Annotated in this window: 15 protein-coding genes; 10 read left to right on the top strand and 5 right to left on the bottom strand. The window is 50.8% G+C overall.

What is annotated here, in order from left to right:
* Positions 1-216: 216 nt before the first annotated feature.
* From yhbY to DFP94_RS01275, 9 genes are all read left to right on the top strand, one after another.
* Positions 217-507 carry a ribosome assembly RNA-binding protein YhbY gene (gene yhbY, locus DFP94_RS01235; RefSeq protein ID WP_114494629.1) on the top strand — a complete coding sequence of 97 codons (291 nt, stop codon included), beginning with the start codon at positions 217-219 and terminating at the stop codon, positions 505-507.
* A gap of 21 nt (positions 508-528) precedes the next feature.
* On the top strand, positions 529-1122 hold the full coding sequence (locus DFP94_RS01240; protein ID WP_114494630.1) for a nicotinate-nucleotide adenylyltransferase: 594 nt from the start codon (positions 529-531) through the stop codon (positions 1120-1122).
* Positions 1106-1684: a bis(5'-nucleosyl)-tetraphosphatase (symmetrical) YqeK gene (yqeK, locus tag DFP94_RS01245; RefSeq protein WP_114494631.1), complete on the top strand. Its 579-nt coding sequence runs from the start codon at positions 1106-1108 to the stop codon at positions 1682-1684. Before DFP94_RS01240 ends, yqeK begins: the two co-directional genes overlap by 17 nt.
* A 34-nt stretch (positions 1685-1718) precedes the next feature.
* Positions 1719-2066 (top strand): ribosome silencing factor, encoded by a 348-nt coding sequence (rsfS, locus tag DFP94_RS01250; protein WP_114494632.1) that lies wholly within the window; start codon positions 1719-1721, stop codon positions 2064-2066.
* Positions 2063-2971, top strand: coding sequence for a CvfB family protein (locus tag DFP94_RS01255; RefSeq protein WP_114494633.1), 909 nt, complete (start codon positions 2063-2065; stop codon positions 2969-2971). The genes rsfS and DFP94_RS01255 overlap by 4 nt, the downstream gene beginning before the upstream one ends.
* Before the next feature lie 96 nt (positions 2972-3067).
* Positions 3068-3841, top strand: coding sequence for a class I SAM-dependent DNA methyltransferase (locus tag DFP94_RS01260; protein ID WP_114494634.1), 774 nt, complete (start codon positions 3068-3070; stop codon positions 3839-3841).
* 560 nt (positions 3842-4401) lie between these two features.
* Positions 4402-5049 carry an SGNH/GDSL hydrolase family protein gene (locus DFP94_RS01265; RefSeq protein WP_114494635.1) on the top strand — a complete coding sequence of 216 codons (648 nt, stop codon included), beginning with the start codon at positions 4402-4404 and terminating at the stop codon, positions 5047-5049.
* Between the two features lie 360 nt (positions 5050-5409).
* Positions 5410-7125 (top strand): ribonuclease J1, encoded by a 1716-nt coding sequence (rnjA, locus tag DFP94_RS01270; RefSeq protein ID WP_114494636.1) that lies wholly within the window; start codon positions 5410-5412, stop codon positions 7123-7125.
* Positions 7126-7780: 655 nt separating this feature from the next.
* Entirely contained in the window at positions 7781-10618 is a 2838-nt protein-coding gene (locus tag DFP94_RS01275; RefSeq protein ID WP_114494637.1) for a starch-binding protein, read from the top strand.
* Positions 10619-10787: 169 nt separating this feature from the next.
* On the opposite strand, the gene kduD is transcribed toward DFP94_RS01275, so the two are convergent.
* The 3 genes from kduD to kduI are packed head-to-tail and all read right to left on the bottom strand — an operon-like array spanning position 10788 to position 13208.
* Entirely contained in the window at positions 10788-11540 is a 753-nt protein-coding gene (gene kduD, locus DFP94_RS01280; RefSeq protein WP_114494638.1) for a 2-dehydro-3-deoxy-D-gluconate 5-dehydrogenase KduD, read from the bottom strand.
* 50 nt (positions 11541-11590) lie between these two features.
* Complete coding sequence (locus DFP94_RS01285) at positions 11591-12340, bottom strand: DeoR/GlpR family DNA-binding transcription regulator (RefSeq protein WP_114494639.1); 750 nt, start codon at positions 12338-12340, stop codon at positions 11591-11593.
* Between the two features lie 34 nt (positions 12341-12374).
* Entirely contained in the window at positions 12375-13208 is an 834-nt protein-coding gene (kduI, locus tag DFP94_RS01290) for a 5-dehydro-4-deoxy-D-glucuronate isomerase (protein WP_114494640.1), read from the bottom strand.
* Positions 13209-13501: 293 nt separating this feature from the next.
* Between kduI and DFP94_RS01295 the strand changes: the two genes are divergently transcribed.
* On the top strand, positions 13502-14179 hold the full coding sequence (locus tag DFP94_RS01295) for a bifunctional 2-keto-4-hydroxyglutarate aldolase/2-keto-3-deoxy-6-phosphogluconate aldolase (RefSeq protein ID WP_114494641.1): 678 nt from the start codon (positions 13502-13504) through the stop codon (positions 14177-14179).
* Positions 14180-14304: 125 nt separating this feature from the next.
* On the opposite strand, the gene DFP94_RS01300 is transcribed toward DFP94_RS01295, so the two are convergent.
* Both DFP94_RS01300 and DFP94_RS01305 read right to left on the bottom strand, forming a co-directional pair.
* A complete protein-coding gene (locus tag DFP94_RS01300; RefSeq protein ID WP_114495727.1) occupies positions 14305-15408 on the bottom strand; it encodes a Gfo/Idh/MocA family protein in 1104 nt (367 codons plus the stop codon).
* A 16-nt stretch (positions 15409-15424) separates the two neighbouring features.
* Positions 15425-16168, bottom strand: a complete 744-nt coding sequence (locus DFP94_RS01305; RefSeq protein WP_114494642.1) for a ThuA domain-containing protein — start codon at positions 16166-16168, stop codon at positions 15425-15427.
* Positions 16169-16218: the final 50 nt, after the last annotated feature.

The raw sequence follows: 16218 nt of genomic DNA on the forward strand, positions 1-16218 counted from the left end.
TCCATCTATTTTGACCGAAGTCGTCTTTAATTCGAGTCGAGCGGCCAATTAACTGGAGATTATCCAGTTTATTGGGATGATTAAAACGGTAAGCTCGATTTAGCTGTATATTTTCCAGTTAATGCGCTTTTGATCGGATCATCCTGAGCTAATGGTTATCCCTACCCGATATATCTCCAATCAACTATTTTAAATTTAGAGGAGTTTTGAAATTACATGCTTACTGGAAAACAAAAACGTTATTTGCGGAGCCAAGCTCACCATCTTCAGCCGATTTTTCAGGTTGGCAAGGGGGGCACGAACGATCAGATCATCCGGCATATTTCCGAAGCGCTGGAACGCCGGGAATTGATCAAAGTTTCCGTGCTCAACAACAATCTGGACGATCCCAAGGAAATTGCCGAAGAGCTGGCTTCCGGAGCGGAAGCCGAGTTGGTTCAACTGATCGGAAGAACGATTGTATTGTATAAGGAATCTCGCGAATATAAACAGATTGAGCTTCCTTAAGCGGCAGAGGAGGATATGGACATGAAGAGAGTCGGCATTATGGGGGGAGCCTTTGACCCGATCCATCTGGGACATTTGTTGGCTGCGGAAGCTGCGCGCGAACAATATCGACTCGAAGAGGTCTGGTTCATGCCTTCTCATATTCCTCCCCACAAACACCAGGCCGGTGTCAGCGGGGAGCAGCGGCTCGCCATGGTGGAAGCGGCGACGAGGAGCCATCCGGCATTCAAACCGCTCGATATCGAGCTGCGCCGCGGCGGGGTATCCTATACCGTCGATACGATAAAAGAGCTTCGCGGCCAGCATCCGGCCTTGAAATTGCATTTTATCATCGGGGCCGACATGGTCAATTACCTTCCAAAATGGGAGGGGATCGAGGAATTGACGGGCATGCTGCGGTTTATCGGTCTGCAGCGTCCCGGAAGTTTTCTTGAGCTTGATGCGCTGCCGCCGTATATTCAAGACGCGGTGCTTCTTGCGGATATGCCGCTCGTCGATATTTCTTCCAGCCTGATCCGCAAAAGAATCTCCAGCGGATTGTCGGTGCGTTACATGGTGCCCGAAGCGGTGTATGAATATATCGTAAGGAGCGGATTGTATGGAATACACTCGTGATCAACTGATCGGGATCGTCTCCGGACAAATGCCGGCCAAACGTTGGAAGCATGTCGAAGGCGTTATGGACACGGCGGTGATCTTGGCGAAGCGTTTTGGCGGCGATCCCGAAAAAGCGGATTTAGCCGCGCTCCTGCACGATTTGGCCAAATTTTGGCCGGTCGATCGGCAGGAAGCCGTCATCCGCGACAACGGCTTGAATTCGGAACTGCTGGAGCATGACAAACAGCTTCTGCACGCGGAAGTCGGTGCTTTTATCTCGCAGCGCGACTACGGCATCGAGGATCGGGAGGTGCTGGATGCTATCCGGTATCATACATCCGGGCGAGTAGGCATGACGAATCTGGACAAGATTGTCTGTCTGGCCGATTATATGGAGCCGGGGCGGGAGTTTCCCGGCGTCGAGCGGATTCGCGAACTGGCTGAGCACAATCTGGAGGAAGCGCTGATCGCCGGTTTCGATTCGACGATTTCCTTCCTGTTGGAGAAGCGGAAGGCGATTTTTCCGCTAACCGTCTTGGCCCGAAACGATCTCATCAAAGCAACGAGAGCGATTTTATAAGCTACAACATCTATTTAACTAGGAGGCTGAATGAATGCCGGTATCACCAAATGAATTGCTAAGTATTGCGGTGGCAGCCGCGGAAGACAAAAAAGCGATGAATCTCGTGGCGCTAGACCTGAAAGAAATCTCCATGATTGCCGACTATTTCGTCATCTGTCACGGTAACTCGGACACGCAAGTACAGGCCATCGTGACGGAGGTGCGCAAACGCGCCCAGGAAGCTGGCGTAAATATTCGCGGTATTGAGGGAATGAACTCCGCCCGTTGGGTGCTTATGGACTTGGGGGATGTCGTAGTTCATGTATTCCACCGGGACGAGCGGGAGTTTTATAATATCGAGCGTCTGTGGTCGGACGCTAAAGTAGTGGAGAACGTATGAGCCTTGTAGCGGGAACGATTATTTCTCTTCCCGTTGATCGGGAAGTGTCGCCTTACGGCTATTTTCTCAGCGGAGGCACGCAGGACGTGCTGCTTCATTACTCGGAGCTGACGAGTAAAGTCCAGCCGGGCGAGACCGTCGAAGTGTTTTTGTTCTATGATACGGATGACCGGCTGGCCGCAACGATGAAAAAACCGTTTCTCACGTTAGGGGAGCTCGCACTGCTGGAGGTAGCCGATGTGCATCCGCGTCTCGGCTGCTTTCTTGAAATGGGACTGGGCCGGCAACTGTTGCTGCCGATCCGGGAGCTGCCTGAACTCCGCGAGCTCCATCCCCAAGTGGGAGACCGGGTCTATGTTCTGATGGAGCACGACAAGCAGGGACGCCTGAAGGCTAAGTTGGCCGGGGAGCAGGAATTGGCCCAGTATGCTTTTCACGCGCCGACGACCTGGAACAACCAGTGGATGGAAGCTGTCGTTTATAAGCCGCTACAGATGGGGACGTTCGTCATCGTAGACGGAGGGGTGCTCGGATTCGGAGTGATCGGGATGATCCATTCCTCCGAGCGTAGCCGGCTATTGCGTTTAGGCGAGCGGGTCAAGGTTCGTGTTTCGCATATCCGCGAGGACGGACGGATCAACCTGTCGATGGTGCCGCGTAAGGAAATCGGCCGCGACGAAGATGCCGAGCGCATTCTGGCTTACCTGGAGAGCCGCCCCGGCGGAGGGATGCCATTCTCGGACGCTACCGCGCCCGACCTGATCAAGCAGCGGTTCGGCATTAGCAAATCGGCGTTCAAGCGTGCGCTCGGTAAGCTGTTGAAGGAAGGCAAGATCACGCAGAGAGAGAACTGGACTTACCTGGCTTCCGTATTGAAGGACAAGGAAGAAACCAGACCGGAATAAGCAGATGAGCTACACTGAGCGATTCTCAAACATGGATTACAAAATAAACTGTACCTGCAACGACAGATGTGCGGAAATGAAAGTGCGGTGACAGCCATGGTATCTTACCGAAAGTTTGCCTATGTTTACGATGAATTGATGGAAGATATGCCTTATCCCGACTGGATACGTTTTGCCCGTCAAGCCTGGGAAAAGCACGGCATGCCGAAAACGGTCGTGGATCTTGGTTGCGGAACGGGCAGTATTACCATTCCGCTTGTAAACGCCGGTTTTGAAGTGACCGGGATTGATCTGTCTGCGGATATGCTGGCGGTAGCCCGGCGCAAAATGGAAGGGACGCCGCAGGGCTCCCGTCTGTTCCACAATGGCGGCGTACGTTGGGTCCAGCAGGATATGACGGAATGGGAAATGCCTGAACCGGTCGATTCGGTGATTTCTTTTTGCGATTGCCTGAATTACTTGCTGGAAGAGGAGGACATCGTCCGTACATTCCGCAGAACCTATGAAGGGTTGAAGCCGGGCGGTACTTTTCTGTTCGATGTTCATCATCCGAACACGTTGCGGCGGTATGAAGAGGAGCAGCCGTTCATTTGGAACGAATCCTCCGTGGCTTACATCTGGACTTGCGAGCGGGATGATGCACGGGATGAAATTGAACATCATCTGACTATTTTTGCCCGTGAAGACGAGAGCGGTCCCGGGTTGTACCGTCGTTTCGAGGAAAACCACGTGCAGCGGTCTTACGATCCGGAATGGATGAAGAGCCAACTATTACGGTGCGGGTTCCGGGATGTCTCCTGCTATGCCGACTTCGAGTGGGTGGAAGCGACGGCGGATGCGGCCAGACTGTTTTATGTTGCTGTAAAATAGGGATCGGGAGACCATCGTTATAGGCTTTCTCCTGAGTAGGGAAAAGGCCTTGCCTAGGATGGGATACCTAAGCAGGGTCTTTCTGCCTGATGGGGAGGCGAGGCAGCCCTGGAATGGATAAAATCCAATCAAAAACCATATTTCCGGACGGGTCGAGGCAAAATCGTCCGTTTCCTTGGATTTCTTCCAATTCATGCATCAATGACCTGCTACCGAAAAGGATCCCTTTTCGATACTTCGCGGCATCAGTTTTACTTGGTATAATTTAAACAACGCCTTGTAAATTGCGGGTGGCGGCATAGCGATCCGGACAACAGGCTGTTCATGAAGAAAGGCGTCATCTTGTCCATATTGATGATCGGACTATTTCGTGATTATTGCAGGTAGTTTAAGCCGGGGGAAGAGCACAAAGAATTTCAAAACGTACATACGGCAAAATAAATGCGAGTTTTCTCTGAAGAATGTGGCGTACGATCTCGGCCTGGAACCATACTGACTTTGCCGCCTGATGAAGCAAAACAAGGGAATTTTCGATGATACAAGAGAAGGAGATTGTTTAGATGAATAATAAGGTGATTTTATTCCAAGGAGATTCGATTACTGACGGAAACCGCGACCGCGGAAACGATCTCAACCATGTTTTGGGGCATAGCTATGCTTATATGATCGCTGGGAAGTTAGGTCATGAAAATGCAGCGCAAAAACCGCTGTTCGTGAACCGCGGGGTGAGCGGGGACCGCGTTTCCGATTTATACGCACGGTGGAATGAAGATGCGATCAGCCTTAAGCCGGACCTTATCAGCATATTAATCGGTGTGAATGATGCTTGGAGAATCGTATCCGGAGAACCGAGCGGGGCAACAGACCGATTTGAAAAGGCTTACGTCCATTTGTTGGCTGAAACTCGGGAAGTGTTGCCGGAATCGAAGCTGGTATTATGCGAACCATTCACCCTGAAAACGGGGGCAACCCAGGAAAATTGGGGACATTGGACGGAATTGATGTCGAAGTATCAATCCAAGGTTCGCGAGCTGGCGGATCGGTTCGATGCCGTTTTTGTTCCGCTCCAGGATGCTTTTGACGCCGTTGAGAAGACGACGGATGCGGCGTATTGGTTGTGGGATGGAGTGCATCCTACAGCAGCGGGCCATCATCTGATTGCCGAGCGCTGGCTTGACGTGGTTGGCCGGAGCGGGTTGCTGGATTAAACAGATTCGGGACACAAACAAAAAAGGCTGAGCAGAATTTCTGTCAGCCTTTTTTGTTTGGCGGTTCGTTATCATCCAATTTGAGAGCTTCTGGTCCGAATTATGTTCTGGGTCAGGGTTCTGTGTTATGGCGCGGGATTCGCAGTTTGCAGGCGGCTGTTTGAAGGCTTTGCTGAAAGGGTAATTTCTTGAAATAGAATGTTAATTAGCTGATGTTCGGCATTTTTCGTCGTCGGCTTGTTTTTATGGCTTGAGGAGCCGTTTAAGCCTGATTTAAAAATTAATTAGTTATTGCGATTAGATTTCAGTATAATTAAGCATAGATCAGTCTGCATTATTCTAGAGAGGATTAACCGCATAATGAATGAAGCAAATACTAAACCAGCAAATACGGCAAAGCCGAACCGGCGGCCCAAATCGTCGCCGCCACCTGTACGGATTTATTCCCTGGGCGGAATCGGCGAAATCGGTAAAAACATGTACGGCATTGAATACAAGAATGAGATCGTTATTATTGATGCCGGGTTAAAATTTCCGGACTCCCGGTTATCAGGAATTGACTATATCATTCCGGATATCACTTATTTGATCGAAAACCGTCACAAAATCAAAGGTTTGTTTCTGACGCACGGGCACGAGGACCATATCGGGGCGCTCCCTTTTGTGCTTCGCCAGCTCTCCGTTCCCGTTTACGGCGGTCCGCTGACGATCGGCCTGGTCCGTGCCAAGCTGGAGGAATACCGCATGCTGGGCGAAGTGAAGCTGCATGTATTCGAGGAAAACGACCGTTTCGATTTCCAACAGCTATCGGTGCATTTTTTCCGGACAACCCACAGTATTCCCGATGCGTTCGGGATCGTTGTGGATACGCCTTACGGGGCCGTTGTCCATACGGGCGATTTCAAGTTTGATTTTACGCCGGAAGACCGGCCCGCAGACTTGTTCAAAATGGCAAGCGTCGGCGGCGAGGGCGTGCTCGCGCTCTTGGCGGACAGCACGAACAGCGAGAAGGATGGCTTTACCCCTTCCGAACGCAGGGTAGGCGGTGCCATTCTGGAAACTTTCCGGCAGTGCGACGGAAGGATCCTTTTTGCCACATTTGCGTCGAACGTGCACCGGCTGCAGCAGGTCGTCGAGGCGGCTATGCAGTGCAACCGGAAAATCGCCGTCATTGGCCGCAGCATGGAAAAAGTATTCGCGATTGGGCAGGATCTGGGCTATATCCGCGTTCCGGAAGGCATGCTGATCGACGTCAAACATATCGACCGGTATGAAGACCGTCAAGTGCTGATTATTTGTACAGGCAGCCAAGGCGAACCTAATGCCGCGCTTAGCCGGATCGCATCCGGTGCGCATCGCTCGGTGCAGATTTATCCCGGCGATACCGTCGTCTTTTCTTCGTCGCCCATTCCTGGCAATACGCAGAACGTCAACCGAAGCATCGACATGCTGATGCGGGCGGGGGCTGAGGTGATTTATGGTTCCATTTTTGACATTCACACTTCAGGCCACGGAAACCGCGAGGATCTGAAATTGATGCTAAGCTTCATCCGCCCCAAATTCTTCATTCCGATCCACGGCGAATACCGGATGCTGTTGAGTCACAAGAAGCTGGCGCTTCAAACCGGCCTGACAGAGGAACGGTCATTTGTCTTGAACATTGGCGATACACTGTCAATTTATCGTAACCGGGCCAAACGCGGCAGAACGATACCTTCGGGAGAAGTGTTTATCAGCAACGGTGAGATGAGGGCGCGGGAAGACGAATTGATGGAAGAGCGGTTGGAATTGTCTCAGGAAGGAATCGTCATCGTGGTCATGACCCTGGACCGGAAGACCGGACAGATTTTGGCGGGACCCGATATCGTGACCCGCGGCTTTGTATACATGCAGGATGCCAGGCCTTTACTAAGACGGGCAGAGGCGGTACTGAAGCGCAATCTGACGAAACAGGCTGAGCGAGAAGCCTATGACCGGGCCATCTGGATTCGGACGATTCACCGGGTCATGCGGAAGTATTTTATGAAAGAAGTTGGACGAGCGCCTCACATTATGCCTTCTATTTTAGAGGTATAAATCACCATATGGAGTATGGAGTAAACTTCCCGAACTGGGAAGTTTATTTTTTTAACGTATTTAATTCATTGATCGTCTTTTACATAATTACGTATAACGCTTAAAAAAGTAGGTTTTTAGAGGGGGCCAAATAAATAGCGTTTCTGCGATTCGTTCTTTGATTTACCTTAAATTGAGAGCAAAGGGTTCACCTTGAAAAGCTTGTCAAACCGGTCGGGAATCAACCGGTCAACCGGATCTAATAACGGAAGGAACACTTCATGAGATCGTGCCTTTATTTGAGCAGTATCGGACTTACGCATCCAAGAACAACTTAAGGAATATGAATCTTCTGATTGATTACTTCGCTCCGATCGCAAAACCGGTTCTAGGGTGCGAGGGACATCGTTCGATCCTGGATCTAGTGGCAATATATATAATTTAAACGCAATCATTGACAATATATCAATGCAGTGACATAATACCCATGGAAGTGGATTATTTCCATTTATGCAAACGTTTTCTTGTTTTTTTTAGCGAGATAAAATCAGCAATACATTATCTCTTTTTTCTTTTTATAATCGTATGCATCCTTAGTGATTCATTGTCCTCTGTTACTTGTTTACTCCTAACCTGAGGTTAGTTGTAAAAATATATTTAACAAGGAGAGTGTTTTATGAAGAGAAAGGCAAGGCCGTTTTGGAGTTTAGTTCTATTTGTAGCTTTGTTGCTGCAAAGTATGGGCTTAACTGCAGGAGCTCAGGCAAGTACCGATACCCAGCAGTTAAGCAATCCCAGCGTACAAATCTCTGCTGCTGCGGATTACGGGCTTCCGGCAAAAACGAAGGACGGACTTATTTTTCATGCTTGGAACTGGTCCTTCGATACGATCACCAAGAATCTTCCGGCCCTGGCCGAAGCAGGATTTAAAGCCGTACAAACCTCCCCGATCCAAGGCACCAAAGAAGACTCGATGGAAGGCAGCAAGTGGTGGGTCTTGTACCAACCTACCAACTTTAAAATCGGTAATACGCAGCTCGGAAATAGAGATCAATTCAAGAAAATGAATGATGAAGCGGAAAAGCATGGCATCAGTATCATCGTTGACGTAGTCGCTAATCATATGGCCAATGCGGGAGGTGGAAATTTACAGTATACCCCGGCCTACAATGTGGACTCATCCATTAGGAATAACGGATATTTCTGGCATGAAGCCAGAGGGGTTGAGAATTGGGACAACAGATGGCAGGTGACGCAATGGGGAATCAGCTTGCCGGATTTGAACACGTCCAATCAGGAATTGCAAAACATAATTATCGGTTTTCTAAATGATGCCATAGCTTTGGGTGCGGATGGATTCAGATTTGACGCCGCCAAACATATCGAATTACCCAACGAGACGGCGGGATCCAATTTCTGGCCGCGGGTATTGGGGGCGCTCGACAACAAGGCTAATTTGTTCAATTATGGAGAAGTGCTGCAAGGCGGAGCCGACAATTTTGCCGGATACACGAGTTATCTGAACCTCACAACATCGAATTATGGACACGACGTCAGAAGCGCTGTAGGCTTTGGAGGCAGTAAAAACGTCGATAGCGCAAAATCCTTCAACGCCAATAATGTAAGCCCTTCCAAACTTGTCACCTGGGTAGAATCGCATGATACGTATGCCAACGATAAAAATGAATCGACGGGCATGAGTGATCAGCAAATTAAATTAGCCTGGTCGATCGTGGCTTCCCGTGCGGAAACGACTTCCTTATTCTTTAACAGACCTACAGGAGGCGGAAAGTTTGCAGGAAGACTCGGTGATGCTGGGAACACTTTATGGCAAGATCCAGATATCGTAGCCGTTAATAAATTTCACAATGCCATGGTAGGCGAGGGGGAATACCTGAGAACCCAAGGCAATCAAATCCTGTTCGTCGAACGCGGAACAAAAGGTATGACAATCATCAACGTCGGCGGAAACGCCCAAATTAATTCCGAGACGAAACTGATGGATGGGGTTTACGAGAACTCGGCCAGCGGTGGAGGCACATTTACGGTTTCGAACGGAAGAATCACAGGTAATATTGGTGCGGGCAAAGTTGCCGTTCTATATAAGGCGGCGACACAAACTCCTACTATTTCTATCGACAAGGCGGAAGGCGGGTTCTACACCGATTCCATTGACGTTAAGATGACCTACTCCAATGCGAATTCCGCTTCGTATACGTTAAACGGCGGACCGGAAACGCCATTTTCTTCAGGAACAACCGTTAAAATCGGGACCGGCTCTGCTATAGGCTCAACATTCGTTCTGAAAATCGTAGCTAACAGCGCGGCAGGTCAAATTGTCAAAACCTATACATTTACGAAAGAGGACCCCCGTGCAGGTTTGACTGTCCATTTTTATAAACCTTCCGGCTGGGGAACCCCTAACATTTATTACTACAATGATTCGGTAACTCCAGTAAAGGAAGGCGCGGCATGGCCGGGAACAGCCATGAAGGATGAAGGTAACGGCTGGTATGTATACCATGCACAGGGCTGGAATCAGGCGAAAGTTATCTTTAACTCAGGCGCGAATCAGAGTCCGGGGCCTCAATCGCCGGGATACGCTGTGCAAGGAGAAAAGTGGATTAAAAATGGCGTAATTACTTCTAATCATCCCGATGGAACTGCACCAACGATATCGATCGACAAACCGGAGGGCGCCTTCTACAGCGATAGTCTGGAAGTTACGCTCAGTTATAAAGATGCTAACGCAGGCACGTACTCTTTGAACGGAAGCAGCCAGATCGCCTTTACCTCCGGACAGAAGGTTACATTCGGTGCAGGGGATGCTTACGGTTCCACGTATACGCTGGTTGTGACCGCCAATAATGCGGATAAGAACACGATCAAAACCTATACTTTTACCAAAACACAAAATACAAACAAAGATATTACAGTCCATTATTTCAATCCGGCGGATTGGGGTGCTCCAAATATTTATTATTATGATGATACACTGACACCGAAGAAGGAAAATGCCCCTTGGCCTGGTACTGCCATGCAAAACGAGGGGAACGGGTGGTATTCTTATACGATATCCGGCTGGAATCAAGCGAAAGTTATATTTAACAGTGGCGGGAAACAGGCACCTGGAGCTGAACAACCAGGCTATTTGGTATCCGGAGACTCATGGATTAAGAACGGAGTAATTACGGATCGCGAACCGGAACCGGTTAAAACATTAGTTCCGGTAACCTTCATTATTAAAAATGCCACCACCTTTGACGGACAAGGCGTCTATCTGACGGGAAACGTAGCGGAACTTGGTAACTGGCGTCCCGAGAACGCTGTCGGACCGGGACAGAATCATAATTATCCGGACTGGATCATTACGGTCGACCTTCTGGAAGGGGAGAAGATTGAGTTCAAAGCCATCAAGAAGTATGGCAATCAGGTTGTCTGGGAAGGTGGACAAAACCACAGCTATACCGTGACAGCCAGTAATCCTGCCGTCGAATTTTATTTTAACAATTAGCTAGTGTTGGACGCTTAGTATTCTAGAACGGCAATTTGAACTGAAAAATAAAAGGATATTTTCTTACAAATTGCAAACGTTACCACAGTCAACTTCATGTGAATTGAGTTGATTCTGCAAAAAAACAAGCCTATCCGAAAGTTGGGCAGGCTTGTTTTTTAATGTAATTCTATCTAGCCATCCAGCCGCCGTCTACGCAAAGTACGTGACCGTTCAGATAATCGGCGGCGGAAGATGCCAGGAAGACGGCAGGGCCTTTTACGTCTTCCGGTGTTCCCCAGCGTGCGGCCGGAATGCGGTCCGTGATGGAGGCGGTTCTGTTCTCGTTGGCGCGTATCGGTGCGGTGTTGTCCGTAGCCATATATCCCGGAGCGATCGCATTGACTTGGATGCCGCTCGCCGCCCATTCGTTAGCGAAGGCTTTGGTCAAGCCGGCTACCCCATGTTTGGAAGCCGTGTATCCAGGAACGTTGATACCCCCTTGGTAAGAAAGCATCGAGCAGATGTTAATGATTTTGCCGCTGCCTCGTTCAATCATATGTCGGCCGGCGATTTGCGATAGCAGGAACACGGTATTGAGGTTGATGTCAATGACGTCGAACCAATCCTTCGCACTATGATCCTTAGCCGGCGTACGGCGGATAATGCCGGCGTTGTTGACCAGGATATCGATATGTCCCGTCAGTTTGAGCGCCTCGTCAAACGTGTCCTGAAGCTTGCCGTGATCGCTGAGATCCACCTCAATGCCGGAAGTCTTTTTGCCCAGGGCCGTAATCCGGTCTACGGTTTCCTGGCTTGAACTTATGGATGCGCAAACGATATCGGCGCCGGCTTCCGCAAGTCCTACCGCGATGCCTTGACCGAGACCGGCTGCGGAGCCGGTGATCAGGGCCGTTTTTCCAGTAAGATCGAATAATTTCATAAATTGAACACTCCTTAGAGTTATTGGATGCACAATGAAACAGGGTTACTTCACTCTATGATAATTCCAGCATCTGAATAGGACCGGCCAACCTCGTCCGGAAGCTTGCCGTCCGTAATAATCCGCGTCAGCTCGTTCAATGAAGCAAAGGTGCGGAGCGCCGTTTGTCCGAATTTATGATGATTGACGACCGCGATCACTTCGCGGGCCGTTTCGATCAGCGCGCGTTTAAATTCGATCAGGTCTCCGGTATAAATGGACAGCCCGTGTTCGGGATGGATCCCCGTCGCGGAGATAAACGCTTTTTGAATATTCAGTTCCTTAACGTAGGAGGTAGCCTCCGGTCCTGCGAGCATGTTGCGGACGCGGTAGCCGCCGGGGACGACGAGACGGATATTGTCTTTTACGGCCAGTTCGCTGACGATGTACACATCGTTCGTGATCACGGTAAGAGGCTGATTGTCCAGCCGGCGGGCAATTTCCAACGTCGTGCTGCCTCCGTCAAGCGCGATGATATCGTTTTGCTTGATATGCAATAGCGCTTTGCGGGCAATATCCGCCTTTTCGTCGGCATGCTTGATTAGCGGCTCCTTGGAGGGAAGGATACCAAACTGGTCTCCTTGAGCCAACACGGCACCGCCATGAATGCGTACAATCAATCCCTGCTCCTCGAGCCGGGTTAGATCCTCGCGGATCGTTTTGCCCGTAACCCCCAACTTTTCGCTCAGCTCCGCTACGGTTACCTCTTTGCTTGTCAGCAGAACTTCCATAATTTTTTCGTATCGTCGTATCGAGCTCATTTTTATTTCCACGCTTCCGTTTGAAATTTACTTCTTATTTTAAATCTTTCATCGGAACGGCGTCCATATCCGCGTATGCTTTGTTATCTCCGGCCATACCCCAGATAAACGTATAATTGCTTGTACCGACCCCGCTGTGAATCGACCAGCTTGGCGAAAGGACCGCCTGTTCGTTTCTCATGACGATGTGGCGCGTTTCGCTCGGCTCGCCCATCAGATGGAATACGACGGCATCTTCCGGAAGATCGAAATACATATAAGCTTCCATCCGGCGCGGATGGACGTGCGAAGGCATCGTATTCCACATGTTGCCGGTCTTGAGCTGGGTCATTCCCATGACAAGCTGGGCGCTTTGAATCCCGTTCTCATGGATAAAACGGTGGATCGTCCGGTCGTTGGAGTTTTCAATCGAGCCCAGTGCTCCGGATTCAGCTTCGGCCAGCGTTGTTTTTGCTGTAGGGAATTGTTGATGTGCCGGTGCCGAGTTCAAATAAAATTTAGCAGGGTTCGAGGCTTCTTTGCTCTTGAAGATAACCTCGTGTGAACCCATTCCAATGAATAAGCAATCCTTGGTATCCAGTTCATACTCGGTTCCGTCAACGATGATAACGCCCGGCCCGCCTACGTTGATGGCTCCCAGTTCACGCCGCTCCAGGAAATAGGACACGCCCAGTTCCTTCAAATCGATCTCCAGCTTCACTTCTTGATGGACCGGAGCCGCTCCGCCGACAATCATCCGGTCTTCATGCGTAAGCACAAGCTCCAATTTGTCGGGCGTAAACAGTTTTGGAATGTGAAATTCCTGACGCAGCCGGGCGGTGTCAAATTGTTTCACTTCATTGGGATGGGAAGCATAACGTCTTTCCACAAAAAATCCTCCTCATTTCGTTTGTTTGGGTTTATAATGTTCATATAGGTTTACATTAATCTCTTTTGGTTCGTTTTGCAAGCAATCTCTTCACAATTGGAAGATTTGAGGGGAAGGAGTGCTCAAATTAATGAGGTCAGGCCTTTAAATTCCCTGATTTCAGAATCTATGCGGTCGTGATAGGATGAAGGGACAAGAAAGCGGAGGGGATTATAAAAAGCTACGGTAAGAGAATCGATTTTGAACTTGGTTTATTATAAAAAATCCCAGGACGGAAAGAGAGAGGAATTCTCATGAAAAAACTGCAGCTCATACAAAAAATCGCGGATGAAGGCGTCGTTGCCGTATTGCGCGGGGACACGCCGGAGCAGGTAGTGGAGATGGCCGAGCAGGCGATTGCCGGAGGCATCAAGGTGATCGAGGTGACGATGACCGTGCCGTTCGCGCTGCGGGCGATTGAAACCTTGTCCCGCAAATATTCATGGAACTCGCAAGACTCTTCCGGTTTTGCCATCATCGGCGTCGGAACGGTGCTTGATCCCGAAACGGCGCGCGCGGCGATTTTAAGCGGTGCCCAATTCGTCGTCGGGCCTTGTCTGAACCGGGAAACCGTGATGTTGTGCAACCGGTACCGGATTCCGGTTATGCCGGGTGCGATGACGATCAAGGAAATCCAGGAAGCGCTGGAGCTAGGCGCGGATATAGTTAAGTTGTTCCCGGGCAACCTGTACGATCCATCGATGATCAAGGCGATCAGGGGGCCGTTGCCGCAAGCCAACATCATGCCGACTGGCGGAGTATCGCTGGACAATCTCGGCGATTGGATCAAGGCCGGCGCAGTAGCTGTGGGCATCGGTTCGGATCTGACGAACGACGCATTGAAGCATAAAGACTATTCATTGGTAGCGAAAAAAGCGGCGGCGTATAAAGAAGCGTTCCTGCAAGCCAAGGGGTTATCTCAAAATAAATAAGAGGGTGAACGTTGCTCGCTGAATTTTACTTTTTGCTAGTCATTTGCCTGATCGGGATGATGAGGCGCCGCTTTGTAAAGTGAAAGGACCTCCGCGCATGCGGGAGGTCCTTTCACTTTACGGCGTTAATCCAGCGTATACGGCTTCAGGCCGGCCGGAAGCGCGGCGGGGCGCTCGCAGTTGCTGGTCATTTCATAGTAACGCCCGGAGTCGGAAGAATGATGAAAGGCCCACATCGCTTCGAGCACGTGATAGGCAAGCTCGCCGTTCGCCCGGTGCGGGCGGCCGTTCAGAAGGGCATACACCATATCGGCGGGCCCGATTCCGCGGCTGTTGCCCTCATATCCCGGCACCAGCGGCTGTTCGGTCCATTCCTCCTCGCCGGTGCGGCGATATTTCACAGGGCCGCCGAAGGTGTTCGGATCCGGCACCAGCAGGGAGCCTTCCGTGCCGTGGATCTCGATCGGCGGAAGGCTGCTGCCGCCGAAAATATCAAAGCTGGTGATCAGGCTGGCGATGGCCCCGCCCTCGAACTCCAGAGTTCCGGCGATATGCGTCGGAACTTCCACCGGGATGACCGATCCGCGCTTCTTCTCGCTGGTAATTATTCGCTCCGGCAAAGCCTTGCCGGTGATTCCGGCGATTCGGGCGATCGGCCCAAGCAACTGCACTAGCGCCGTCAGATAATACGGACCCATGTCAAACATGGGTCCGCCCCCAGGCGCATAGTAAAATTCCGGATCGGGATGCCAGTGCTCATGGCCCCGGCTCATCATGAACGCGGTGGCCGAAACCGGTCGTCCGATCACGCCTTCTTCGATCAGCCCGAGCGCGGTCTGGATGCCGGCACCGAAAAAGGTTTCCGGTGCGCATCCCACCATCAGGCCTCTGGCTTGAGCTTCTTCAAGAACCAGCTTCCCCGCTTCGAGCGAGACGGTGAGCGGCTTTTCGACGTAAACATGCTTGCCGGCTTTCAGCGCCTTCAAGCTGATCTCGGCGTGCACGGCAGGCACGGTCAGGTTGATAACGATGTCAATTTCCGGATCGGCCAGCAGTTCTTCGGTGGAACAGGCGCGGGGAATGCCGTAGGCGGCAGCCTGTTCCTTGGCCCGGTTCAAATCCAGGTCCGCGCAAGCCGTCAGATCAAGCACCTCGAATTTCGGGCAATTTTCCATATAGATGCTGCTGATTTTTCCGCAACCGATGATGCCGACTTTGATCTTATCCATAGTTTGTTCCATCCCTTTATGCGTCATATTGGCTGTCGCCCATTCCGCTGTAGCCGAAACCGCCGCCGGATAATCCATCCCCGTCTTGGAAAGCCGTCCGTGGTTTGCCTTCCGCGGCCCAAAGCATGCCCCGCGTCATTAGTTCCTTGACCGTTGGCAATGCAACGATGTCGGCATGATGACCAAGCGAATTGTAATACACCCGGCCGTGCCCCCAGCGTTTGGTCCAAACAACCGGCATATCCACCGCTTTATTGAACCGGTGCGGACCGTCTACGACAGGAAAACGGGTCGTGGCCAGCACCTCGACGGCAGGGTCGACATGCAGATAATACTGTTCCGTCCGTACGGCAAAATCATCGATGCCATCCACCAGCGGACTTGAGCTTTGTTTGATCTCCACGTTGTACTCGACGCCGTCGTTTCCCGGATGCGCCACCCATTGTCCGCCGGTCATAAATTGCCAGTCCACATTGTTACGGAACGAATCGCACATGCCGCCATGGCATCCGGCGAGTCCGGTCCCGGCCTGGACCGCGGCCGACACGTTGTTTACAAGCTCCTGCGAAATTTCGCCCATCGTCCATACCGGTACGATTAAGTCCAGGCCGAGCAGCTTTTCCGCATCGGCAAAAGCCTCCAACGTATCCGCTACTTCGACCTCAAAGCTATGTTCCCGCAATACCTCAGCAAATATCGCCGCAACCGGCTCCGGTTCGTGACCGTCCCAACCGCCCCATACGATTAACGCTTTTTTCATGCTGATCTGGTCTCCTTCAATATTTCAGATTTCATATGATCACAACTAGG

It is taken from the genome of Fontibacillus phaseoli (assembly GCF_003337355.1).
GTDB classification, from domain to species: domain Bacteria; phylum Bacillota; class Bacilli; order Paenibacillales; family Paenibacillaceae; genus Fontibacillus; species Fontibacillus phaseoli.